The sequence below is a fragment of the Mycobacterium kubicae genome, assembly GCF_015689175.1.
Lineage (GTDB): Bacteria > Actinomycetota > Actinomycetes > Mycobacteriales > Mycobacteriaceae > Mycobacterium > Mycobacterium kubicae.
In genome coordinates, this window is sequence record NZ_CP065047.1 from 4,496,245 (window position 1) to 4,519,615 (window position 23,371).

Annotated in this window: 21 protein-coding genes, 1 tRNA gene and 1 pseudogene; 14 read left to right on the plus strand and 9 right to left on the minus strand. The window is 63.5% G+C overall.

Annotation, left to right across the window (positions count from 1 at the left end):
* Nucleotides 1-2 precede the first annotated feature (2 nt).
* The 4 genes from I2456_RS20945 (at nucleotide 3) to I2456_RS20960 (ending at nucleotide 5,773) form a co-directional block, all read left to right on the plus strand.
* Nucleotides 3-1,622: a GTPase domain-containing protein gene (locus I2456_RS20945; RefSeq protein ID WP_085074010.1), complete on the plus strand. Its 1,620-nt coding sequence runs from the start codon at nucleotides 3-5 to the stop codon at nucleotides 1,620-1,622.
* A gap of 154 nt (nucleotides 1,623-1,776) precedes the next feature.
* The gene (locus I2456_RS20950; RefSeq protein WP_139823131.1) at nucleotides 1,777-2,535 is read left to right on the plus strand and encodes a hypothetical protein; all 759 of its coding nucleotides are present in this window, start codon (nucleotides 1,777-1,779) and stop codon (nucleotides 2,533-2,535) included.
* Nucleotides 2,536-2,564: 29 nt separating this feature from the next.
* Nucleotides 2,565-3,152 (plus strand): hypothetical protein, encoded by a 588-nt coding sequence (locus tag I2456_RS20955; RefSeq protein ID WP_139823132.1) that lies wholly within the window; start codon nucleotides 2,565-2,567, stop codon nucleotides 3,150-3,152.
* Entirely contained in the window at nucleotides 3,149-5,773 is a 2,625-nt protein-coding gene (locus I2456_RS20960; protein ID WP_085074013.1) for a phospholipase D-like domain-containing protein, read from the plus strand. Before I2456_RS20955 ends, I2456_RS20960 begins: the two co-directional genes overlap by 4 nt.
* Before the next feature lie 97 nt (nucleotides 5,774-5,870).
* Here I2456_RS20960 and I2456_RS20965 read toward each other — a convergent pair whose 3' ends face one another.
* The 9 genes from I2456_RS20965 to I2456_RS21005 form a co-directional block, all read right to left on the minus strand.
* Nucleotides 5,871-6,026, minus strand: coding sequence for a helix-turn-helix domain-containing protein (locus tag I2456_RS20965; protein ID WP_241007778.1), 156 nt, complete (start codon nucleotides 6,024-6,026; stop codon nucleotides 5,871-5,873).
* Nucleotides 6,027-7,149: 1,123 nt separating this feature from the next.
* On the minus strand, nucleotides 7,150-7,968 hold the full coding sequence (gene istB, locus I2456_RS20970) for an IS21-like element ISMyma9 family helper ATPase IstB (protein ID WP_085073773.1): 819 nt from the start codon (nucleotides 7,966-7,968) through the stop codon (nucleotides 7,150-7,152).
* Nucleotides 7,968-9,185 (minus strand): IS21 family transposase, encoded by a 1,218-nt coding sequence (istA, locus tag I2456_RS20975; RefSeq protein WP_085073774.1) that lies wholly within the window; start codon nucleotides 9,183-9,185, stop codon nucleotides 7,968-7,970. The genes istB and istA overlap by 1 nt, the downstream gene beginning before the upstream one ends.
* Nucleotides 9,186-9,238: 53 nt before the next feature.
* Nucleotides 9,239-9,838 (minus strand): P-loop NTPase family protein, encoded by a 600-nt coding sequence (locus I2456_RS20980; RefSeq protein WP_139823007.1) that lies wholly within the window; start codon nucleotides 9,836-9,838, stop codon nucleotides 9,239-9,241.
* Between the two features lie 114 nt (nucleotides 9,839-9,952).
* A complete protein-coding gene (locus I2456_RS29215; protein ID WP_085072892.1) occupies nucleotides 9,953-10,231 on the minus strand; it encodes an AAA family ATPase in 279 nt (92 codons plus the stop codon).
* A 219-nt stretch (nucleotides 10,232-10,450) separates the two neighbouring features.
* Nucleotides 10,451-10,690 (minus strand): hypothetical protein, encoded by a 240-nt coding sequence (locus I2456_RS20990; RefSeq protein WP_085072893.1) that lies wholly within the window; start codon nucleotides 10,688-10,690, stop codon nucleotides 10,451-10,453.
* The gene (locus I2456_RS20995) at nucleotides 10,687-10,959 is read right to left on the minus strand and encodes a helix-turn-helix transcriptional regulator (RefSeq protein ID WP_313957963.1); all 273 of its coding nucleotides are present in this window, start codon (nucleotides 10,957-10,959) and stop codon (nucleotides 10,687-10,689) included. The genes I2456_RS20990 and I2456_RS20995 overlap by 4 nt, the downstream gene beginning before the upstream one ends.
* A 92-nt stretch (nucleotides 10,960-11,051) precedes the next feature.
* Nucleotides 11,052-12,179: a tyrosine-type recombinase/integrase gene (locus I2456_RS21000; protein WP_241007779.1), complete on the minus strand. Its 1,128-nt coding sequence runs from the start codon at nucleotides 12,177-12,179 to the stop codon at nucleotides 11,052-11,054.
* A 231-nt stretch (nucleotides 12,180-12,410) separates the two neighbouring features.
* Nucleotides 12,411-12,487, minus strand: a tRNA-Leu gene (locus I2456_RS21005).
* A 346-nt stretch (nucleotides 12,488-12,833) separates the two neighbouring features.
* On the opposite strand from I2456_RS21005, the gene I2456_RS21010 reads away from it, so the two are divergent.
* The 10 genes and pseudogenes from I2456_RS21010 to I2456_RS21055 all read left to right on the plus strand — a co-directional run bounded on the left by I2456_RS21010 (nucleotide 12,834) and on the right by I2456_RS21055 (nucleotide 23,368).
* Entirely contained in the window at nucleotides 12,834-13,724 is an 891-nt protein-coding gene (locus I2456_RS21010) for a PPE family protein, SVP subgroup (protein WP_085072895.1), read from the plus strand.
* Between the two features lie 54 nt (nucleotides 13,725-13,778).
* Nucleotides 13,779-14,972, plus strand: a complete 1,194-nt coding sequence (locus tag I2456_RS21015; protein ID WP_068021901.1) for a PPE family protein — start codon at nucleotides 13,779-13,781, stop codon at nucleotides 14,970-14,972.
* 155 nt (nucleotides 14,973-15,127) lie between these two features.
* Nucleotides 15,128-15,424 carry a WXG100 family type VII secretion target gene (locus I2456_RS21020; RefSeq protein ID WP_163703836.1) on the plus strand — a complete coding sequence of 99 codons (297 nt, stop codon included), beginning with the start codon at nucleotides 15,128-15,130 and terminating at the stop codon, nucleotides 15,422-15,424.
* A 50-nt stretch (nucleotides 15,425-15,474) separates the two neighbouring features.
* The gene (locus I2456_RS21025) at nucleotides 15,475-15,759 is read left to right on the plus strand and encodes a WXG100 family type VII secretion target (RefSeq protein WP_068027678.1); all 285 of its coding nucleotides are present in this window, start codon (nucleotides 15,475-15,477) and stop codon (nucleotides 15,757-15,759) included.
* 265 nt (nucleotides 15,760-16,024) lie between these two features.
* Complete coding sequence (locus tag I2456_RS21030) at nucleotides 16,025-16,798, plus strand: response regulator transcription factor (RefSeq protein WP_068158529.1); 774 nt, start codon at nucleotides 16,025-16,027, stop codon at nucleotides 16,796-16,798.
* A 7-nt stretch (nucleotides 16,799-16,805) separates the two neighbouring features.
* Nucleotides 16,806-18,310: pseudogene (locus tag I2456_RS21035) on the plus strand (sensor histidine kinase).
* Between the two features lie 219 nt (nucleotides 18,311-18,529).
* Nucleotides 18,530-18,619 carry a potassium-transporting ATPase subunit F gene (locus I2456_RS21040; protein ID WP_139823060.1) on the plus strand — a complete coding sequence of 30 codons (90 nt, stop codon included), beginning with the start codon at nucleotides 18,530-18,532 and terminating at the stop codon, nucleotides 18,617-18,619.
* Nucleotides 18,619-20,289: a potassium-transporting ATPase subunit KdpA gene (kdpA, locus tag I2456_RS21045; protein ID WP_085073247.1), complete on the plus strand. Its 1,671-nt coding sequence runs from the start codon at nucleotides 18,619-18,621 to the stop codon at nucleotides 20,287-20,289. Before I2456_RS21040 ends, kdpA begins: the two co-directional genes overlap by 1 nt.
* Nucleotides 20,290-20,379: 90 nt before the next feature.
* Entirely contained in the window at nucleotides 20,380-22,440 is a 2,061-nt protein-coding gene (gene kdpB / locus I2456_RS21050) for a potassium-transporting ATPase subunit KdpB (protein WP_241008018.1), read from the plus strand.
* 1 nt (nucleotide 22,441) lies between these two features.
* The gene (locus tag I2456_RS21055) at nucleotides 22,442-23,368 is read left to right on the plus strand and encodes a potassium-transporting ATPase subunit C (RefSeq protein ID WP_085073249.1); all 927 of its coding nucleotides are present in this window, start codon (nucleotides 22,442-22,444) and stop codon (nucleotides 23,366-23,368) included.
* Nucleotides 23,369-23,371 lie beyond the last annotated feature (3 nt).

Below are 23,371 nucleotides of genomic sequence, written 5' to 3' on the forward strand. Positions count from 1 at the left end.
TTGTGAGCTCGATCGACGCAGCAGCGGCCAGGTCCTGGCTCGATGCAATCCCAGGCAGTCAACTCGGCGCCGAGGCCGACCGTCAATGGCAGCGGTTCGTGAGCATTGGGGTACCCGTCGTCACGGTGTACGGATCCTACGACACCGGCAAGAGCTCGCTGTTGCGCCGATTGATTGTCGACTCGGGGGCTGTCGTGCCCGAATGGCTGACCATCAGCGCTCGTCACGAGACATTTGAAGTCAACGAAGTACAAGCAGCGGGATGTCTGCTCCGCGATACCCCCGGGTTCGTTACCGGAGCAAGCGATGCTCGCGGTGACATGAACACGCAATTGGCTAATGCTGCTGTCGATTTGACCGACGTGGCCATCATCGCCGTCACCCCACAATTGGCGACGGCGGAGTTCCCCGCTCTGCAAGAGCTCGTGTGCCGCGGCTGGGCTCCAGGCTCACTGTGGTTTGTCATCTCCCGATTCGACGAAGCCGGCGTCGACCCCGAATCCGACCCCGACGGTTATCGCGAGCTCGCAGAACGAAAGACCCACGAGCTGCGGCGCGCGCTCGGATTGGACCACACTGTTCCCGTCTTCGTCGTGTCCCAAGATTTCGCGCAGATGGCGGGCTCGGAACGTAACCCTGACCCGGCGCTATGGGACGAGTCCAGAGAATGGGACGGGATCAGCGAGTTAAGCGCAGCGCTTGACGCGGTCGGATGGGGGAATGCGTCGTCGCTTCGTGATGCTGCCGCACAGCGTTTTTGGCGGCAGGAAGTCACACACGCTGTTGAGGCTCTGCGGGCAGAAGTCGTGAAATACCTGGACCACGAGCACTTCTCGGATGAGGGTCGTCGGTTGCGCGAGTCATGGTTGGCACAACTCGATGCGCTGGAGCAATCGGCCGAGGCCTACTTGCGGGGACGGATCTCAGAGACAGTCGGGCAAGCAGTCGATGACGAGCGCGACGCCGCCTCCTTCCAACGGGCATTGAAGAGCACCGTCGACGTCTGGTACGGACTGCAAGAGCGCGCTGTCGAGAAGTTGCTGCGAAGTGTCGACGACACCATCGCTCTGGAGCGCCAGCGCCCGTCATGGCAGAAGCTGGAAGAACTTGCCGAGTCGATCAGGGGCGAGACCACCCAGAAGCCGTCGCAAACCGAGCGGCCCGAGGTCATCACACCGTCGGTCAAGCGCGTGTCTGAGGCTTCGCTGACAGCCCTCAGGGAATACGAAAAGTTCGCAGCGCTCAAGAAGCCGTCCGGATCCCCAGCGGTTTCGGCATTAGGCGCCAGTCGGAAAGTCGCGGTCGCGACGGCCGTCATGCCGGTCGTCACTGAGCTCGCCTCGATCGCTGAACGCTTCTACAGGGACAGAGCCAACGCCCAGGATGCCGATCGACAGCGACGCAGCCTTGCAGCTGAGCTCGACCGCGTGGGAGAACACACTGCAAGTATCGCTTTACAGGAGTTCACGCCCATCGCGGATGCGGCGCGGCAGGCGATCATTGAGGCCACCGCCGAACGCATCGCGCTGAGGGAGGGGCTCGAAAGGCTGGTAGCCGAATTGCGGGCGCTCGTCGCCTCCGGTGAGGACTTACTGGGCATCGCAACAGCCGACAAGAAGTGACCTCCGGATAGAGGGAGTCGAAGTGCAGCGCGTAATTGTGGAGGGGCCGGCGTGGTGCGCGCCTGGGTTAGCTACGCGCCGCGGTGTGTACCCGTTGGCTGTAGAGCAGCCGGTGCTCAACAGAGTCAGCTTGCTAGTGCCAGGGGTGACGTCTGTGACCACCATCGCGCGCTACTACTCGTTCTATTGGGCGTTAGCTGAGTTTGCAGGGCCGCGCGAATTAGATCCATCAGCGTGCCGCGAGCTCGTGAGAAATGCTGAAGTTGCGCTGGCCTGGGCATCCGCGTTGGATCCTGACTCGGGCAATCTGACCGGAGCTGCAAGGATGCACGGCGCTGACGCCGTCATTCGCCTCCTTAAACAGGGCCGTGCCGAACACCTCGCCAAAGTCGGAGCCGGCTCCTACTCGGATCGGGCGTGGGGATTTTGGTCACAGTATGGCGGATCCAGCGTGGTGCTCAAGATCGCCGCGACCGAGGGCAATGCGATTAGACCCGGTGCGCGCGCGTGCCCATCGGCAATCAAGCAGATGTACGAGCAGCTACTACACCAATGTGCCCAGCGACCTCCAGACGCCCACGACATCGCCAACTACATAGCTCTCACAGACATGAGCGAAGCATCTCCCGACGTCGAGCCGCTTCGCGAATTGCTGAGTGCGACGGTCCATGGCGTTCACGACCCCAATCACTGGCTGCCGTCGGATGTCATGCGCAGGTCTACCCTGCGGATCCTCGCGCGATCGGCTCAGGTCAGCCCCAATCCGAGGGGATGGCAATTCACGCTGGCGGATGGCATCGCCTATATAACGACTCAGTGTTCGTGCAAGAGCGACGACAAGCGGAAGCATGGCGAGGGATGCTACTTCGGCGTCATTCCGTTGGAGCTTGGCGTCGCTTCTGGTCTGCGCTAGTCGCAGAAGTGCTGCGGGCAGCCGAGCCCGTGAGTCGCGATGAGCTTCACGACTGGGTACGGGATCAGGTCGGCTCTAGCAGCCTTTCGGATTTCGTCGATGGACTGCCCCCGGTCCAAGCCGCTGGTCATCCGACTCCCGCCGAGGACCAGGTCAGCGCGGCCTACACCGGTGTCGAGGCCTGGATCGGTGTGCTCCTCCTTGGGGCGTTGCGCCTCGAGTACCTCGACGGCGAAGTCTTATCCGCGTTTCTAGGCGGCTCTGCGCATCGTCGGGTCTATCTAGATCCCCACTGGGTCTACGGGCAATACACTGAGTACCGGTCTCGCTCACTCGGCGACTTCGCGTGCGCGCTTGTTGACGACATGCTCGCTCAGTCGCATCGAGTGGCGCTACGCAAGATGCGGATTGAAAGCAACGGCCAAATGATACTGCCGACAAAACTTCACGAGCGAGAGGGTCGCTGGTTCGCCGAAGGCGCAGAAGGCGCGGGGAACATCGGCGTGCGAGCGGATCAAGTGGGTCAAATCTGCGAACAACTCGGCATGTTCGCTGAGTCGGATGGCCATCCCTCAGTGAGTGCCGCCGGCCGAAAATTCTTAGGGCTGCCCAAATGACGCACGTCCGCTTCGACTTTCAATCACCCCTAGCATTGATCCGTCAATGGCAGCAGCGTGCCGATGGCGCCAGGCTACTCGAAGTCCTTATCACCGGGTACACGCTGGACCTTGTTTTCTTCGAGAAGCGCTGCGTATCAATGGCGCGCGGACTCGGCGCGCGCATCACGGTCTTGGCTGATGCCCACGAGGCAATTCATGACCCCGCCGACGTCCGTCTCGCCGGTACTTCTTACCAGCACGCAAATGTCAGCTGCCGTAGCGCATTCCATCCGAAACTTGCTGTCCTGGTTGGCGAGGACGACGTATGGATTGCGATTGGATCGGGGAATCCGACTACCTCCGGCTGGGGCCACAATGACGAGCTTTGGTTAGTGCTGCGATCGAGTCGTCACAGCGGACCTGCCGCACTGAATGAGCTGGCTGAGTGGCTTCGCGCTCTGCATCTCTACGTCGCGATGCCATCTTGGATCGCGTCAACAGTCTCAGAAGTTGCGGATATGATTGCACCGGAAGTCACTGACGATTCTCTGCCCGCGTTGCGAATAATTGGCAACCTCGATCGCCCCCTCATCGACCAGGTGCCGTCCGGGCGGGTGAACTCGCTTACGTTGACTGCGCCGTTCTTCGACCGAGCCTCGGCCGCAGTCGGCGAACTCGTCGCTCGGTTCGATCCCGATGAATTGATCGTCGGCCTCCAGCCCACCTTGAGCAGCTATTCGGGACCTAGCTTGGCCGAGGCTACAGCGCGGGTGGCGCGCACCGAGTTCCGCGACCTGCCAGAGACCGACAGCCGTTTGAGCCACGGCAAGTTAGTGGAGTGGACTGTCGACGGAAAGGCGACAGCGATGGTGGGAAGTCCCAACCTGAGCTATGCGGCGCTGCTGGCCGCTACCGCCCGAGGTGGTAACTGCGAACTCGCAGCCGTCTTCCCCGTCGACCAATCGCTCTTGCCTGAGGGCACAAATGTTGCGCTAGAAGCCCTTCGTTCGCGCTCGACCATACCGACGGAGCCGCAATCCCGTGCGACGCCGCCAGTAACCCTGCTGGGTGCCCGACGCGAAGCGCTCGGCATCACTGTCGAGCTGCTCGCGGGTTCGGTCGCCGCCATCGTGATCGAAACATCTCCGAACGGAGGTCCGGGGACGTGGCAACAATGTCACGTCTTCCGACCGAGCACGCATGATCCACACGAAGTTCTAACTGCTCAATTTCAGGTGCCCGAGCAGATGGGCGCTGCCGTGCGTGCGGCCGTCGATGACGACTCGGGGCGATTCATCACCCCGGCGGTGTTCCTTACGGACACGACGCGATGTCTTCCACGACAGGTTGATTCGTCCGCACCACGGCTTCGCCAGCAGTTCGGCGACGTCTTTAGTGACGAGAAGCTGCAAAAGCGCTTTGAAACAGATCTTCTCCGGCTTCTCGCCGAAAACGCGGCCCACCGCACCAAGGCGCCATCATCTCCCGCCGCGCGTCGGCAGCCAGTGCCCACTTCCGGAAGCGACCGATGGACCTTGTGGTTACAGGGCGCAGAAGCAACTATTGGCCCGAACTTCACGGCCTCACTGTTTCCCTTCACATCCCTAACGAAGTCTCCTGCGCCTGCACGACTGCAACAATGGGACGTCGACTTGGGTGGCGCAACTGAAGACATTCCCGAAGACGAGGACCCGGAAGAGTTCGAGCCAGAAGCCGACGGAGATGGCCTAGCGGGGCGCCCGGCTCCGGTCGTTCCTCCTTCAATGCACTCAAAGATGCGCAGCTTTGCGATCAAGCTTGCGAAGAAGTCGCGGGAGCAGCCGCGTCCCAGTCTCGAACTCCGGATGCTTGTCGTTCAACTCATCTTGGACCTACTTGCCGCGGGCGTATGGGGACCCGGTGACGAAACGTGGAGGACGCCCTTGGCTGACGCTCTCGCCGCGCTTCCGCCAAGCAACGATGAGGCGGTACCCGGCCGCGCTCTTGACTTTATGGGCTCTCTCGCGGCGGTCGGGCTTGCTTTGTTGGGCCAGGATGCATCTTTTTACGGGGGCCGTGAGCACGATATGACCTTTCGCCGTGCATGGGACGCCATTTCTTTGCATGCGGCACTGGCCGAACCTGACCTAAGCGAGCAGTACCTCTATCAGCCTGCGCAGGGTTACAGCCGAGTGGCGGGCCTTGCCGGTGTCGAGGTGATGATTACCCGGGCACGCGACGATGTTGAGGATCCAACCACAGGAGTCCGAGGAGCGGTCGGCGACTTCGCAGCCGAAAAGGGTTGGCAGGCACACCTCGACGACGGCTGTTGGCGGGTATCAGCGCGACGAGCTGCTCCGCGAGTCGTGGCTGGCAGGATTGCGACGGTCCTCGGCGAGTTTTCAACAAGGTGCGCAATCTTCGTTGAGACAGATCGAGGGAAGTGCGCGGTTCTCCGCGACGGGCAGACATTCGCTCTCGCCGAAAACCGATGCTGGAAGGTCTTTCGATTGTCGTTCGCCTCAAGCTCTCCCTCTTCGCAGCTCAATGATGAACCCGTTCGGGGTCAATCGTTTCCACTGAAGACTCCGCCTCCGACGGTGACAGAGATCGCAGATCAGGTAGGCGTCGAACTCGAACGACTACAGCACTTCTTCTAACGCGAGGTTCATCGCTGATTAACGTGCGGCGCCGCATGTTGACCCCTGGCGGCACGAACTGCTAATAGCTGGAAGCTTTCTTGTCGCTGCATTTCGTTCACCAATACCTGTCGGTGCCCTTCGCAACCTGATCAAGGTCGACGATCGGGACTCGCCACTGGCGGCCCACTCGATAGGCGACGAGCTGTTGATCAGCGATAAAACGCCGCAGGGTCTTTGGGCTTACAGAGAGATAGGACGCCCCGCATGCCAATACCGATGTACTGCGTTGTCGTATGAACCTTGTCGCAGTGTGCGCATTCGATCTTCACCATGCTTGCCAATTTTGGACTGTAATCAAGATAAGCACTGGCACCCGGCCGAAACCCCATGTCATGCCCTTGACCAGCGAGAATATCATTCAAGACGCGGGGTGCAGCCCGTAGTCGATCGCTTCGGCCGCCGCATGTCACCCACACAGCAAGAACCCGAACATCGTCCAAGATTCTGAGGCTTGCATCGGCTGTCGACAGCTGTGATCGAGCCCGTGCAGTATGCATAGAGTAGCCGCGATCGGCATTTCCCAGCTCATAGCGCAAAACGCATCCACCGGACTGATTATTCTTGCTAGGGGGATGCGGCGCTGTTGCCTGAGTGTCCGAGTCACAACCTCAGGGGTACTCCCCCAGGCAAAGCCTGACTGCATCATTAGGGGTGACATGGGCCTCTGTGCAGCGCCTGTTCCGCCAAGCAGCTCGTGTGGCCATGACAACCCTCAGCCACGAGCTGTGTTTACGTCGACCATGGCGGAGGACCGGGGAGTCACCTCAGAAGCAGCTCGGGACGGGTGGCGTAGTTCAGTAACCCGTGTCCATAGAGCGATTCGAGGGCTCAGGAACGGGGATCGTGACGCACTGTCCGCACAGTAGTTTCCGTTCATAGCTTTTTCTGTTCCGCGATCCACTCTAGGGCGTGCTCAGCACAGCGATGGATGTCACCGTAATACCAAAAGCCATAGGCTTTTTGGTCGCAGCCCGATACCTCGCAATACCTCGCCTCGAGTGCGCCGGTCGATCTATGTTCCGCCTTCGGCGGGCCTAGAGGGGAGGAAGGGACATCCTGTCGTACATCGGGGATGTCACCGAACTTAGTTCCCGGCTGTGAAGTTGAGTGCCGATTCTGCACGGGTTCTATATTCCTTATCACAGTGTCACGGTCGCCGTGTTCGCCCTGGCGACGAGGTGATTCAGACTGTGACATACGTTGTGATAGTTCGGATTGCATTGTCACATTGTCTTCCGGTGCTGTGACGGTATGACAGTCGAATTGCGAGTTGTCACGCCTGTCGGCTCCGGTTGAATTCTGAGCAGCCTGCTCCGGTTGAAAAGTGAGCAGGTTTACGGGGTTGAGTCTGCCTGACGATCGGCTTCCACGGAGGGTAGGGATTCGATCGCGGTGTGTTTGATGCGGTAGCTGGCGCCTTTGAGGGCGATGACGTCGGCGTGGTGCACGATCCGATCGATCATGGCTGAGGCGATGGTGGCTTCGCCGAAGACCTGTCCCCATCGGGAGAACGGCAGGTTGGAGGTCAGGATGATCGACGATTTCTCGTATCGGGTGGAGACCAGTTGGAAGAACAGGTTGGCCGCTTCGGTGTCGAAGGGGATGTAGCCGACCTCGTCGATGACGATGAGCCCGTAGCGGGAGATTTTGCGCAACTCGGCGTCGAGGCGGTTGGTGCGGTGCGCTTCGGCCAGGCGGGTGATCCAGCCGGTGGCCGGGGCGAACGCAACCCGGTGCCCGGTGTGGGCGGCCGCGATTGCCAGGGCCGTGGCCAGATGCGTTTTACCGGTGCCCGGCGGGCCGAGCAGCACGATGTTGCGGGCTTCGGCCAGCCAGCCGCCGGCTTCCAGGCGGGCGATCTGGGCGCGGTCGATGCCGGGTTGGGCGGTGAAGTCGAAGTCGGTGATCGTCTTGATCGCTGGGAATCCGGCATACCGGATGCGTTGACGGGCACCGGATTCAGCACGGGCATTGGACTCCACTGCCAAGACGGCGCCGAGGTAGTCCTCCAGCGACCAGTTCGCTTCACGGCCTTGTTCAGCTAGCCGGTGGTAGTGCGCGGCGATCCGCGGCGCCTTGAGCAGACGAGCTTGGTGGGCGATCAGCTTGTCGGCCTCACCCGGCGCCGAGGGGCTGCGTTTCGTGGTGGCCATCAGGCGACCTCCCCGGTCCCGAAGTGTGCGTCATAAGCACTCAGGTCGGCGATCTCGACATCTACCTGCAGGTGAGCTCCCTTGGCTGGCCGGGTCCGGAACTGCTCGCGCAGCACCGCCGCAGCCGCCAGATGCTGCGGATCGGTGACCAATCCGGCTGTGCCCCAGAGCCGTTCATGATCAGCGACCAGCCGGTCACCACAGCGGACGGTGATCCGATCCAGGCCGGCGGCCACCGTGATCATCCGCCCGATCACCTCCGGGTTCACCGAGTAGGCGTTGCCGCCGACGCCGACGTAGTAGTCGCGACCCAACCGCGTCGTGATCGTCGTCCCGACCGCCGGAGCCACCGGCGGAAGTATGGCCATCGCCGCCCGGTCCGCCGCCAAGGCCTCGGCAGGGACCAGCCGGGTGCTGGCGTGCACGCGGCGGTTGGCGATCGAGATCAACCAGTCCCACAATTGGGCGTTGAAATCGGCTGCGCAGGTGAACATCCTGCCCGGCAGAAACGACGTCTCAAGGTAACCGTTGACCCGCTCGACCAGACCCTTGGTCTCCGGATCATAGGGCCGGGCCTGAATCAAGCGGGTGCCCAGCACACCACAGAACCCGGCCACCCCCTCAGCCAAACGGCCGCGCCGACCGATACCGGCCTCGTTGTCCCACAACAGAGTCCGTGGCACACCACCGATGTTCCCGGCGATCAACTGCCACATCCCGGCCAACAGATCCCCGGTCACCCGTGACGGGATCATCATCGCGGCGATGAACCGCGAGTACGCAGCGACCATCACCAGCACCGGAAACGACCGCAATACCCCAGCGTGATCGGGAACCAGCTGGCCAGGAAACCACAGATCGCACTGCACCTGCTCACCGGGCAGATGCACCAGCCGATCGCACGGATCGACCGGGGTGTACTCCGGGCGGATCCGCGCAACGTTCTCGGCGAACCACGAGTGCCCGCCAGTCCAACCCACCCGCTGCGCGATCACCGTCGTCGGCATCGTCGGAAACTGCCCCAACAGCACCCGCACCGCCATCTCGACCTGGGCCCACCCCGACATCACCGCCGGCTTGCGTTCATAGCGCGGTGGCGCCTCCGAGCGCAGCGCCTTGGCCACGGTGTTCCGCGACAGACCCAGCCGCCGCGCGATCGCAGCCTGCGACAGCTTCTCCGACCGATACAGCCGGCGAATCTCCGCCCAATCCTCCACAGTGATCACTCTCCAATCAGAAGGGTGCTCACTTTTCGACCGGAACTACCTGCTCACTTTTCGACCGGAGCCGACACACGCCTCGTTAACAGGCCTGAAGTGGCCGTTTCATAGGACTGTGACTGCGTGACAGGGACAAACACACCAGGAGACAGTCGTTCGATTAGACCCTCCTGAGCTAGTCGGCACAGCGTTTGGCGTGCTGCATCTGGCTTAATGTTCAGCTTCTCAACAACATCCGCCGTTCTAGTCAGCGGACGCGAGTTGACGAAACGCAGCACAAGACGCTTGGTGGGCCCATGCTGGCTCTCGTTCGCTCGTTGTGCGGCCTCTAGGCCGTTGCCGTCTGCGCTCCACTTGCCGTCATCGAACAGCAACGCGTAACGAGCTTCGGGTACTTCTCGGCCTGTAACTTGAAGTGTGGCTGTGCGACCTCCACGCTGTCGGTCGAGAACCATCACGAAGTCTGCGGCACCGGCAATTCCTTGCGTACCAGAGATAGCGTCGAGGAAGTCAACTGCTTCTGCTTTACGGGTGCGGTGTACCGCAAGTACCGTACTTCCCGGCGCTGCAAGAGATTTCAACTTGCGCGTAAAACTGTAATCGGCTGTGTACGCTTCGTCTCTTGCTCTGCGTTGTGGCTTGACGGTCACAAGCGCGTCCAGTATTACAAGTGGATTCGCGCCGACGTGAGCGTCAACGAATTGTTCGGCCTGCTGCAGCGCGCAATCAGGCTCAATCCAGAAGGTGATCCCGCCAGGTATCGGTTAGTCACCCAGTAACTGCCGGCACCGACTCTGCAGACGCCGCCAACCGTCTTCCAACGCGAGATACAGCACAGGTCGCTGGTTGACTGGTACGCCTAGCACTTCCCCGCCATCGGCGACGGCCAAGCCAATAGCGAGGACAAGCCAGCTCTTACCCGCTTTCGGCGGCGCCGCAAGAATTCCCAATCCTTCAGGCAAGATGCCAGGAACGGACCACTCCAACGGCGAGAGTGTTTCGGCATCGAGTTGGTCGCCTGTTACTAATCCGGAGAGGCTCATGCGATACCACCGCGTGCCGTCTTGGCCTTCCGTTCGGCGACCCTGTTCTGTAGGTCGTCAAGGTCGTCGAAAACATGGAAGCCACCGCCGAGAAATTCCCCCCGGCGCCGGTTCCGGACCGTTTGAGTCCGCACTGCGAGCAAGTCCCTTTTCTTCGTCCGTTCAGCATCAGGGCCTCGACCTCTCATCCTGAAGGCTTCCGATATAACGCCCATAGCTTCAGAACCCGCTGGTTGTCGCGGCGTATTCGGCGGCGTCGATGATGCTTTGTCCCAGGGCGATTGCCTCGGTCGGGCTGAGCGCCGCCCAGTCGTCGTTATGAATGAAGTTGACGTTGCCTGCCAGATCTACGGCGACGTAGCCATGCCCGCCGTCGATGTCGAAGTGCCCGCCAAAATAGACGAAAACGGCCTTAGATTGCGCGAACGATTCCTCAAGGCTCCGGTACTCGGCGCTCACTGGACACCGCCCACAGCTGTCTTGGACTCTTGCGTCGCCAGCCAATCGAGGCAATCCGTACGCCGATACCGCACGCGGCGACCAACTTTGAAGCTCTTAGGACCGATGCCAGACGCCCGATACCACCGAAGTGTGCCCTTCGGAAGGCCGAGCAGCTCCGAAGCTTCGGGGATGCCAAGTAGTTCAGTATGACTCATGTGTCTACGCCTCAAATCTTCGTCTGTGAGCCGATAGAAATTCGCTGACAACCGAGTCTTCCCGGTGCCCATAAAGGGTTTTAGGGGGCGTCATTAGGTCCCGTAAATGTACGGAACTCTAGTGTAACCCCGATCATTTCTACGCCTGACCTGCGACTATGCGCTCAAATCACTGCTGCGGCACGGGCTGCGGTGTCCATCGCAGTGGCCAAGTTGTCGAAGTCATCTGGCAGCATGTGCGAGTAGACGTTCATGGTGGTCGTAACGTTTCTGTGCCCCAGTAGCTTTGACACCGTGACTATGGAAGCTCCCGATGCCAGCGCCAACGATCCCGCTGTGTACCGCAACGTCTTTGGGGTAATTCCTGTCAGTCCCGCCGCAACTGCCGCCTGATCGAATCGCCACCGGAACCAACCGAGGGTCAATGGCCCGCCATCGCGGCCAGGAAACAGATACTCGGAGCCCTCGCGGTTCCCGACCACCTCGATGAGAGCGTCGGCCAGAGTCTGGGTCAGGATTGGCACTATCCGCACTTGATGTGTCTTCGTGTCGCCCTCAACATGACCCATCCGAGCCACCCGAGTGACGGAGCGTGCGACGCGAATACGCCGGCGTGTCAGATCAACATCACGGACGCGCAGAGCCGCCATCTCGCCAAACCGCATGCCGCCGTATGCAAGTAGCAGGATTGCCGGACGGATCTCCGGAACTGCCTCTGCAAGCCGAGAGACCTCTTCGTGGCTAAGTGCTATGTCCTCTCGTGTCCGCTTCCGTGGTAACTCGATACCATCGGCAGGGTTAACTGCCATGTATCGAGCACGCACGGCATACCCCAGCACCTGGTCAACCACCTGAAACGCCTGAATGACTCGCCCGGGCGACAGACCGCCCTCTCCGGCACTACCTACGGCACGGTGGCGAGCAGCCGGATCCGTGGCTAGCCAAGTCACCCAAGCTTGGATATCTGCGTGCTGAAGGTCACGCAGCTTCGTCTCCGCCCACCTCGGCAGGACGATTACATCCAGCAGACTTCGGTAGCCCGCGATTGTCTTCGGCTTGAGCTTGTTTGCACCCGATCGGTTCCGGAACCACTCCTCCGCCACTACGCCGAAGGTGATCGCGGTGCGCGTTGGATCGGCATACGTCCCCCTGTTGATGTCGGCGGACACCTGACTGATGTGCGCCTGAGCTTGCGCCTTACGATCGAACGACTTCGCGCGTTCATGACAGTCCCCGCCGACCCATCGCGCCATCCACCGCTTGCCCTGCCCGTGCCGCTCGGTCGCGACCAAAGTGCCAACTTCCCCATGCCTGGGATCTGTACACCAAGAACTCGCACCCGGTGTGTCAGCGGGCCAAGGCACCTGCTCACCGCGTCGTGCGGAGCGATGCCACCGATCCTCTACTCCTCCGCGTATTCCACGCTTCATCGCATTGACGATACTCGTGCGGACTGACTGCGGACTAGACTTCGCGTGTCGTCCGATAGTCGTATGCGTTTTATGGCTTCACCAGTAGATTCTTGGTGCCCCCAGTCGGACTCGAACCGACACTTGACGGATTTTAAGTCCGCTGCCTCTGCCAATTGGGCTATGGGGGCTCGGCGGCGAATCTAGCGTGCGATTGCCGGGCCGATGACGCGGTGTCCCGCGAAAACACTAAGGTGCGCGACGGCCGGTCATTGAGTAGGATCGCGCGCCGCGCGGGTGAATACTGTGCAGCCCCGCCGTCGGACATATGACACATCTATATCGCCCGCCAGAGGCTTGTTAAAAGAACGGTCGCCTCCGTTAAGAGACCGTAAACGTCCGTCACCCTACTGCTTTCCGCCAGGACTGTGGAGCCATGGGTAGTTAGCGTTACGCCAACGCACAGGGGCCGTTATGCAAACACTCAGAGTCGACCCGGGGACTGGTCGACATGTTTCCACACACAAGGAGCAATGAATGTCATTCCTGACAGCAGTGCCGGCAGAGTTGGCCGCCGCGGCAGCGCAACTCGGAGCGATCGGGAGTGCACTGGCAGCGCAGAACGCAGGCGCCGCCGCCCCGACTACCGCTATCGCCCCCGCAGCCGCCGACCAGGTCTCGATCATCCAGTCCGGCATCTTCACCGCATACGGCGCTCTCTATCAGCAGATCGCGGCCGAAGCTCAGGCGATTCAAGAGCAGTTCGTGCAAACCCTGGGTATGAGCAGCGGGACCTATGAGTCCAGCGAGGCGGCCAACGCGGCTGCCACCACGTTGACGTCGAACGCGACGTCCGCGGCCGCCACCGCCGCCGCCAACCCGGTCGAAGACTTCATGAACCAGATCAGCACATTGCTCGGCGGTCCGGTGACCAGCATCGGCGGCCAACCGTTCAGCCTGTCCGGCAACATGGCCAACATCGCGAACTACGAGATCGGTAACTTCGCTTCCGCCTCCTCGAACCTGCTGGGTCTGACCAGCGGTGGCCTGTTCCCCGATGGTTTCGGCGTGCCCGAAGACCTGGCCGAAGCGGCGGCTGCCGCCGGAGGCGGCGCAGCGACGGAGGCCGGTGCGGTTGCCGGCGTCGGTGGGGCCGCTGCACCGGTTGCGGCCGGCGTCGGCGAGGCGACGCTGGTCGGCGGGCTGGCCGTGCCGCCCAGCTGGGCCACCCCGGCCACGCTGGTGTCGGCCACCACACCCAGCGCGCTGTCCGGGGCCGGTTGGACCGCCGCAGCGCCGACGGCCGCGCCCGGAGCGTTCTACCCCGGCATGCCGGGCATGGCCTCGGCCGCGCGCAACAGCGCCGGTTTCGGTGCGCCGCGCTACGGCGTCAAGCCCATCGTCATGCCGAAGCCGGTGAGCGTCTAACCCCCGCACTTTGACAGCAAATAACAAAACAAAGCCAACAGAAAAGGGATAGAAATGTCTTTCGCAGGATTCCCTCCCGAAATCAACTCCGCGCTCATGTACGCCGGTGCGGGCGCGGGACCGCTCATGGCCGCGGCGACGGCATGGAGCAATCTGGCCTCCGAGTTGAGCACGACCGCCGCGCAATACGAGTCGATCATCACCTCGCTGACCACCGAACAGTGGACCGGCGCCGGCTCGACCGCAGCCGCGTCCGCGGCGCAGCCCTACGTGGCGTGGCTGAGCAATACCGCGGCGGCTGCCGAGCAGGCAGCGGCCCAGGCCACGGCATCGGCGGCCGCGTACGAGGCGGCCTTCACCGCCACCGTCCCGCCCGCGGTGATCGCCGCTAACCGGTCTTTGCTGGCGGCGCTCGTCGCGACCAACTTCCTCGGTATCAACACTCCGGCGATCATGGCCACCGAGGCCCAGTACGCCGAAATGTGGGTCCAAGACGTCATCGCGATGACTAATTACCAAGCTTCTTCGGCGGTCGCCGCGGTGCTCGAACCGTTGACCCCCGCCGCGCCGACCACCAACCCCGGCGGTGCCGGTGCTCAAGCCGCCGCGGTGAGCGCGGCCGCGGCGGTCCAGCCCGCGGCCGGGTTGGGCGACATCATCTCGGGCTTGCAAAGCGAGCTGAGCAACCTGGGGCTCGGGACATCGTCCATCGGTACCGGGCTGTTCAACTCGCTGCCGGTGCCCGTGCAGGACCTGCTGACCGGCATCGACGGCTTCCTTGGAACACCGCTGATTTTTAACGGCATTCAGCAGGTGGGTGTGACGGCGTCGTGGTTCATGTTCGCCGCCATCCCCAACGGGATCTTCGCCGCCCACACCATCGACGCCAACATCGCGGCGGCGGCGGAGGCGGCAGGGGCAGCGGCTCCCGCGGCAGTGGCGGCCGAAGGCGCAGCCGCCGGCCTCGCCAGCCAGGTCGGGGCCGCGGGTACCGCCGCCAGCCTGGGCGAAGCGTCCCTGGTGGGCAGCTTATCGGTCCCTGCCAGCTGGTCTGCGGCTGCGCCCGCAGCAGCAAACGTCGGCACGGCACTTGCCGGCAGCGGCTGGACCGTCCCGGAGGAAGCGGCGTCGTCGGGAGTCATGGGTGGCATGCCTGGCATGGCCGCCGCCGCCAAGGGCGCCGGCGCGTCCGCCGGACCCCGCTACGGCTTCAAGCCGACCGTCATGCCCAAACAGGTCGTCGTGTGACCCCGGCAGCGGAAGAAAAAAGGGGGGACATGTCACTCGTTTGAGGCCAGCAATTAACCACCGCGCCGTAATGTATCCGCGATACGGCTACCACCGTAGTGAATCAACTGCTAGAACATTTACAACAGCAGACCCAAGATAAGGAGATAGGAAGCATGGCCGGACGCTTTATGACCGACCCGTACGCGATGCGGGACATGGCGGGCCGTTTTGAGACGCACGCCCAGACCGTCGAGGACGAGGCCCGCCGCATGTGGGCGTCCTCGCAGAACATCTCCGGCGCAGGCTGGAGCGGCCAGGCCGAGGCGACCTCGCTGGACACCATGGGCCAGATGAACCAGGCCTTCCGCAACATTGTCAACATGCTGCACGGAGTGCGCGACGGACTGATCCGGGACGCCAACAACTACGAGCAGCAAGAGCAGGCCTCCCAGCAAATCCTCAGCAGCTAGCCCCGACAACCGCAGCTGCCTAACAGCTACCTATTCAGGAGGACAAGACAATGACAATCAACTACCAGTTCGGCGATGTGGACGCCCACGGTGCTCTCATTCGCGCGCAGGCCGCCAACCTGGAGGCCGAGCACCAGGCCATCGTTCGCGATGTGCTGGCTGCCGGTGACTTCTGGGGCGGCGCCGGTTCGGTGGCTTGCCAGGAGTTCATCACCCAGTTGGGTCGCAACTTCCAGGTGATCTACGAGCAGGCCAACTCCCACGGCCAGAAGGTTCAGTCCGCCGGCAGCAACATGGCGCAGACCGACAGCGCCGTCGGCTCCAGCTGGGCCTGACACTTAAAACGCAGAGGGGCCGCACACCGACCGGTGTGCGGCCCTTTTGTTTGCCGCGGACACCGGTCGTTGCCGGCGTCGGTTTGCTGGTGCGGCCCACCCGACCTCGCGTGGATCGGCTTTGCTCGATTGACACGCCGCGCCGATAGAATGCATATGAAGTCCATAGCGCACGCCGTTCGTCGCCAGTCGTGGAGCCGACTGGCATTTGAGATTCCTATGAGGTACGTGACGACCGCATATGCGGTTGAAAGAATCAGTGACCATGACTGCATTGTCGGGATATGCGCGCAGCCAACGTCCCCGCCAGGCCATTTTGGGGCAGCTGCCCCGCATCAACCGCGCTGACGGGTCGCCAATCCGGGTATTGCTAGTCGATGACGAGCCTGCACTGACCAATCTGGTCAAGATGGCGCTGCACTACGAAGGCTGGGACGTCGAGATCGCCCACAACGGCCGCGAGGCCATCGCCAAGTTCGACCGGATCAACCCCGACGTGCTGGTACTCGACATCATGCTGCCCGACGTCGACGGGTTACAGATTCTGCAGCGGGTCCGGGAGGCCGACGCCTACACGCCCACGCTGTTCCTGACCGCCCGCGACTCCGTGATGGACCGGGTGACCGGTCTGACCGCGGGCGCCGACGACTACATGACCAAGCCGTTCAGCCTCGAGGAACTGGTGGCCCGGCTGCGCGGGCTGCTGCGCCGCTCCAGCCACCTGGCCCCACCCGCCGACGAATCGCTGAAAGTCGGAGATCTCAAGCTCGACGCCGCCAGCCGGGAAGTCACCCGCGGCGGCACACCCATCTCGCTGTCGTCGACGGAGTTCGAACTGCTGCGCTTCCTGATGCGCAACCCGCGGCGCGCGCTGAGCCGCACCGAGATCCTCGACCGCGTCTGGAACTACGACTTCGCCGGCCGCACCAGCATCGTTGACTTGTACATTTCTTACTTGAGGAAGAAAATCGACGCCGACCGGGAGCCGATGATCCACACGGTTCGCGGGATTGGGTACATGCTTCGACCACCGGAATGAGCTTGGCGTGACAGGGGACCGAAACACCCCGAGGTGGCTGCCCCGCTCGCTACGCCAGCAGTTGCTCATCGGCGTGTTAGCCGTGGTCACCGTCGTACTGGTAGCCGTGGGTGCGGTCTCCGTGCTCAGTCTGCGCGGTTACGTGACGGCGATGAATGACGCCGAGGTCGCCGAATCCATGCATGCGTTCAGCCATGCCTATGCCAGATACCGCAACGGCGAGCACACGTCGCTGCATCCGGGCGATCCCCCGGTGGCTCAAGCCTTGCTGGAGTTCACCGGCCAGACGCCGGGCAACCTGATCGCGGTGCTGCGCGACGGCGTGGTGATCGGCTCGGCCGTCTTCTCCGAGGACGAACCGCAGCCCGCGCCACCCGACGTCATCCGCGCGATCGAGGCCCAGTCGTGGACCGACGGGCCCTCGCGCATCGAGACGCTGGGCAGCCTGGGACCGCACCAGGTGGACAGCCGCGCCGCCGGATCCGACCGGCTGATCGTCGGCGTTTCGCTCACGCTGGCCGATCAGATCATCGCCCGCAAACAAATCACCACCACAGCGCTGGTGGCCACCGCACTGGTGATTACCGAGCACTCACCATCTGGGTGGTCGGGCTCGCGCTTCGTCCGCTGCGCCGGGTGGCCGCCACCGCCGCCGAAGTCGCCGCGATGCCACTTACCGGCGACGACCACCAGATCAGTGTGCGTGTGCGGCCCGAAGACACCGACCCGGACAACGAAGTCGGGATCGTCGGGCACACCCTGAACCGGTTGCTGGACAACGTCGACAGCGCGCTGGCACACCGCGTCGAATCCGACATGCGGATGCGGCAATTCATCACCGACGCCAGCCACGAGTTGCGCACACCGTTGGCGGCGATTCAGGGCTACGCCGAACTGACCCGACAAGACAGTTCTGACCTTCCCCCCACCACCGAGTACGCGCTGGCCCGCATCGAGTCCGAAACCCGCCGGATGGCGTCGCTGGTCGACGAACTCCTGCTGCTGTCCCGCCTGGGCGAGGGCGAGGACCTGCAAACCGAGGATCTCGACCTGACCGACCTGGTCATCAACGCGGTCAACGACGCCGCCGTCGCGGCGCCCACCCACCAATGGGTCAAGGAACTACCCGAAGGTCCGGTGTGGGTCAACGGCGACCACGCGCGCCTGCATCAACTGCTGAGCAACCTGCTGACCAACGCCTGCGTGCACACCCCGCCCGGCGTCACGGTGACCACCGGCATCACCTGCCACCACCGCGACGGCGAGGAGCCCTATGTCGAATTGACGGTGGCCGACGACGGGCCCGACATCGACCCCGACGTGCTGCCCCACCTGTTCGAGCGGTTCGTCCGGGCCAGCAAGGCGCCGTCCAACGGGTCCGGTCACGGGCTGGGCCTGGCCATCGTCAGCTCGATCGTCAAAGCGCACCACGGTACGGTCACCGCCGAATCGGCCGACGGCCGCACGGTGTTTCGGGTGCGGCTGCCGATGATCGCCCAGCCGGTCGCCTAGCACCGGTTTTCCGCACCGCAAAGATCGCGACAGCAGCCGTAAAGAAAGCGTAAAGGCTCCTGGCCCTGCTGCTTTGACCGCGCTTAGCTCGCTCTGGCCCTCCACACGGGCCAGACGTGACGTTGCGCGGGAACGGAGTTCAGGGATGTCCGTGGTGGCCTATCTGGCGCTGACCGTGGCGAGCTTCGCCGCGCTGGGCGCCTTGCTGAAGTGGGAATTGTGAGCGCGGCCAACAGTGTCGGGCTGGGCCTGGCCGTCCTCATCGCTTTGTTGCTGGCGGCCGCCCTGCTCCGTCCGGAGAAGTTCTGATGAGCTCGACGACGGCGACCTTGCTGTTCGTGGGGCTGCTCGTCGCCGCACTGGCGGCGGTACACGTACCGCTGGGCGACTACATGTATCGCGTGTACAGCGCCGAAAAGCATAGCCGCTCAGAGCGTTTCATTTACCGGCTGATCGGCGCCGACCCCGGCGCCGAGCAGACCTGGGCAGCGTATGCGCGCAGTGTGCTGGCGTTCTCCATGGTCAGCGTGCTCGCGTTGTTCGGCTTGCAGCTGGTGCAGGGCAAGCTACCGCTGCACCTGGCCGAGCCGGCAACGCCTATGACCCCCGCCCTGGCGTGGAACACCGCCGTCAGCTTCGTCACCAACACCAACTGGCAGGCCTATTCCGGTGAATCGGCTCAGGGCCATTTGGTGCAGATGGCCGGGCTGGCGGTGCAGAACTTCGTCTCCGCCGCGGTGGGCATGGCCGTGGCCGTCGCGCTGGTGCGCGGGTTCGCCCGCCACCGCACCGGAGAGCTCGGCAATTTCTGGGTGGATCTGACCCGCGGCACGCTGCGGATCCTGCTGCCCATCTCGGTGCTCGCCGCGATCGTGCTGCTCGCCGGCGGCGTCATCCAGAACTTCCACCTCAACGACCAGGTCGTGACCACGCTGGCCGGTACACCGCAGACCATCCCCGGTGGTCCGGTCGCCAGCCAGGAGGCGATCAAACTGTTGGGCACCAACGGCGGCGGCTTCTACAACGCCAACTCCGCGCACCCGTTCGAGAACCCGACGGCGTGGACCAACTGGGTCGAGATCTTTCTCATCCTGATGATCGGGTTCTCCCTGCCGCGCACGTTCGGCCGCATGGTGGGTAGCCGCAAGCAGGGCTACGCGATCGCCGCGGTCGTCAGCATCCTGGCCGCCGCCAGCCTCGCGGTGATGATGCTGGTCCAGTTACAGCACCACGGCACCGTCCCGACCGCGGTGGGCAGCGCCGCCGAAGGCGTCGAGCAGCGCTTCGGCGTGGGTGAGTCGGCCGTCTTCGCCGACGCGACGACCCTGACGTCGACGGGCGCGGTCGATTCCACGCACGACTCCTACACCAGCCTCGGGGGCCTGGTGACGATGTTCAACATGCAGCTCGGTGAAATCGCGCCGGGTGGTACGGGTTCGGGGCTGTACGGGATTTTGATCCTGGCGGTCATTACGGTGTTCGTCGCCGGGTTGATGGTCGGGCGGACTCCGGAGTACCTGGGCAAGAAGATCACCCCGCGTGAAATGAAGCTTGCCGCAAGCTATTTCCTGGTGACACCGCTCATCGTGTTGGTGGGCACCGCTTCGGCCATCGCGCTGCAGGGCGAGCGGGCCGGCATGGCGAACACCGGGCCGCACGGCCTGTCGGAGGTGCTCTACGCCTTCACCTCCGCGGCCAACAACAACGGATCGGCGTTCGCCGGCTTGTCGGCCAACACCGTTTGGTATAACACCGCGCTGGGCTTGGCGATGTTGTTCGGCCGCTTCCTGCCGATGATTCTGGTGCTCGCGCTGGCCGGTTGCCTGGCGCGCCAGGGCGCCACGCCCGAGTCCAGCGGCACCCTGCCCACCCACCGGCCGCAGTTCGTCGGCCTGGTCGTCGGGGTCACGGTGATTCTCGTCGCCCTCACCTTTTTGCCCGCGCTGGCGCTCGGGCCGCTCGCGGAAGGGATCCACTGAACAGTGTTGACGACAACCGAACCCGCCGCCGCGCAGCACACCAGCCGCCGGCCGCACGAGCCGTTGCGGGCCGGCCTGCTGGATCCCACGATGCTGGTCAAGTCATTGCCCGACGCGCTGCGCAAACTCGACCCGCGCACCTTGTGGCGCAACCCGGTGATGTTCATCGTCGAAGTCGGCGCCGTGTGGTCGACGGTGCTGGCCGTCGGCGACCACACCTGGTTCAGCTGGCTGACGGTGTTCTGGCTTTGGCTGACAGTGCTTTTCGCCAACCTGGCCGAAGCGGTCGCCGAAGGCCGCGGTAAGGCGCAGGCCGATACGCTGCGCAAGTCGAAGGCCGACACCGTCGCCCACCGGCTGAGAAACTGGGCGCCCGGTAGCTCCGATGATGCCGAAGACGTCGCGGCGCCGCTATTGCAACAGGGTGACATCGTGGTGGTCAGCGCCGGTGAAGTCATTCCCGGTGACGGTGACGTGGTGGAAGGCATTGCCTCGGTTGACGAGTCGGCCATCACGGGCGAATCTGCCCCGGTGATCCGCGAATCCGGCGGCGACCGTTCGTCGGTGACCGGCGGCACCACCGTGCTGTCGGATCGCATCGTCGTCAAGATCACCCAGAAACCCGGTGAGAGCTTCGTGGACCGGATGATCGCGTTGGTCGAGGGCGCCAACCGGCAAAAGACGCCCAACGAGATCGCGCTCAACATCCTGCTCGCCGCGCTGACCATTATCTTCGTCTTCGCGGTCGCCACCTTGCAGCCGCTGGCCATCTATGCCAAGGCCGACAATCCCGGGGTGCCGGACACCCCGGCCCTGAACGGCGACGGCATCAGCGGCATCGTCTTGGTCGCGCTGCTGGTCTGTTTGATTCCCACCACGATCGGCGCGTTACTCTCGGCGATCGGCATCGCCGGCATGGACCGGCTGGTGCAACGCAACGTGCTGGCCATGTCCGGGCGCGCGGTCGAGGCCGCCGGTGACGTCAACACGTTGCTGTTGGACAAGACCGGGACCATCACACTGGGCAATCGTCAAGCCTCCGAGTTCATTCCGGTCCGCGGCACCACCATCGAAGACCTCGCCGACGCCGCCCAGCTGTCCAGCCTGGCCGACGAAACCCCCGAAGGCCGGTCCGTCGTCGTCTACGCCAAGGACGCGTTCGGACTGCGCGGGCGAACCCCTGGTGAACTGGCCAACGCCTCCTGGGTGGAATTCAGTGCGACGACGCGGATGTCCGGCGTTGACGTCGAGGATCGGCAGCTGCGCAAGGGCGCGGCCAGTTCGGTGGCCGAGTGGGTCCGCAGTCACGGCGGCGACGTCCCGGCCGAACTGGGCCAGATCGTCGACGGCATCTCGGCCGCCGGCGGTACACCGCTGGTCGTCGGGCAGATCGCCGGCGCCGGCGACTCCCAAGTGTTGGGTGTCATCCACCTCAAAGACGTGGTCAAACAGGGCATGCGGGACCGATTCGACGCCATGCGCGTGATGGGCATCCGCACCGTGATGATCACCGGCGATAATCCGTTGACCGCCAAGGCCATTGCCGAAGAAGCCGGAGTCGACGACTTTCTCGCCGAAGCCACACCCGAAGACAAGCTGATGCTGATCAAGCGCGAACAGCAGGGCGGGCGGCTGGTCGCGATGACCGGCGACGGCACCAATGACGCGCCCGCGCTGGCCCAGGCCGACGTCGGCGTGGCGATGAACACGGGCACCGCCGCAGCCAAAGAGGCCGGCAACATGGTGGATCTAGACTCCGACCCCACCAAACTCATCGAGATCGTCGAGATCGGCAAGCAGTTGCTGATCACCCGCGGAGCGTTGACGACCTTCTCGATTGCCAATGACATCGCCAAGTACTTCGCGATCATCCCGGCGATGTTCGTGACGCTGTTCCCTGGGCTGGACCTGCTCAACGTCATGCGGCTGCACAGCCCGCAATCGGCGATCCTGTCAGCGGTCATCTTCAACGCCGTAGTCATCGTCGCGCTGATTCCGTTGGCGCTGCGCGGTGTTCGATACACCCCCAACCGAGCCTCGAAGTTGTTGAGCCGCAACCTATATCGGTACGGATTGGGCGGGATCGTCGCGCCCTTCGTCGGCATCAAGCTCATCGACCTGCTGGTGCAACTACTTCCCGGGATGGCCTGAGATGAACATTGCGAACACCCTGCGTCAGCATTGGGCAGCGCTGCGCGCGTTGCTGGTCTTCACCGTGCTGCTGGGTCTGGGCTATCCCCTGCTGATTTGGCTGGTGGCCTGGATTCCCGGGCTACACGACAAGGCGGAAGGCTCGATCCTCACCGCGGGTGGTAAGCCGGTCGGCAGCAAGCTGATCGGCCAACTGTTCAGCGATGCCGCGGGTGACCCGTTGCCGCGGTATTTCCAGCCCCGACCGTCGGCGGCGGGCGCCGGCTATGACCCGTTGTCGAGCGGCGGCAGCAACTTGGGGCCGGAAAGCGTCGTCGACACTCCCGCCGATCCGGCCAAACTGGCCGCCGGCGCCAGCGCCACCGACGCCGGGTTCAAGCCCAGCCTGCTGACTTTGGTGTGCTCGCGCAGTGCGGCGGTCGCGCGATTCGAGGGCTTGGGTGACGGGTCGCGGCCGTTCTGCACCGGCGGTGGCGTCGGCGCGGTGCTTTCGGTGATCGGCCCGCGCGATGCGCGCGGCACCGTCGTGCGACCCAGCCGGGTGGTCAGCGTCAACGAGCCGTGTCAGAGCATCAAGCAGCCGTTTCTGGACTTCTACCAAGGCGTTCGCGTCGAATGCGCGGTGTTCGGCGAGGACTACTCCAACGGTCTGATCGTGCCCGTTCGCGGGGCCGCCCCGGCCGATCCGCGGGTGCCGGCCGACGCGGTCACGGCCAGCGGCAGCGGCTTGGACCCCGACATTTCTGCCGCCTATGCCGACCTCCAGGTAGCTCGAGTGGCCGCGGCGCGGCACGTGACGCCCGGGCAGATACAAGACGTGGTGCGCCAATACCGCGCCGGGCGCGCGCTAGGGATCTTCGGTGAGCCGACGGTCAACGTCGTGCAACTCAACCTGGCACTTGACCGCAGGTACCCGGCCACCGCCTAGCGG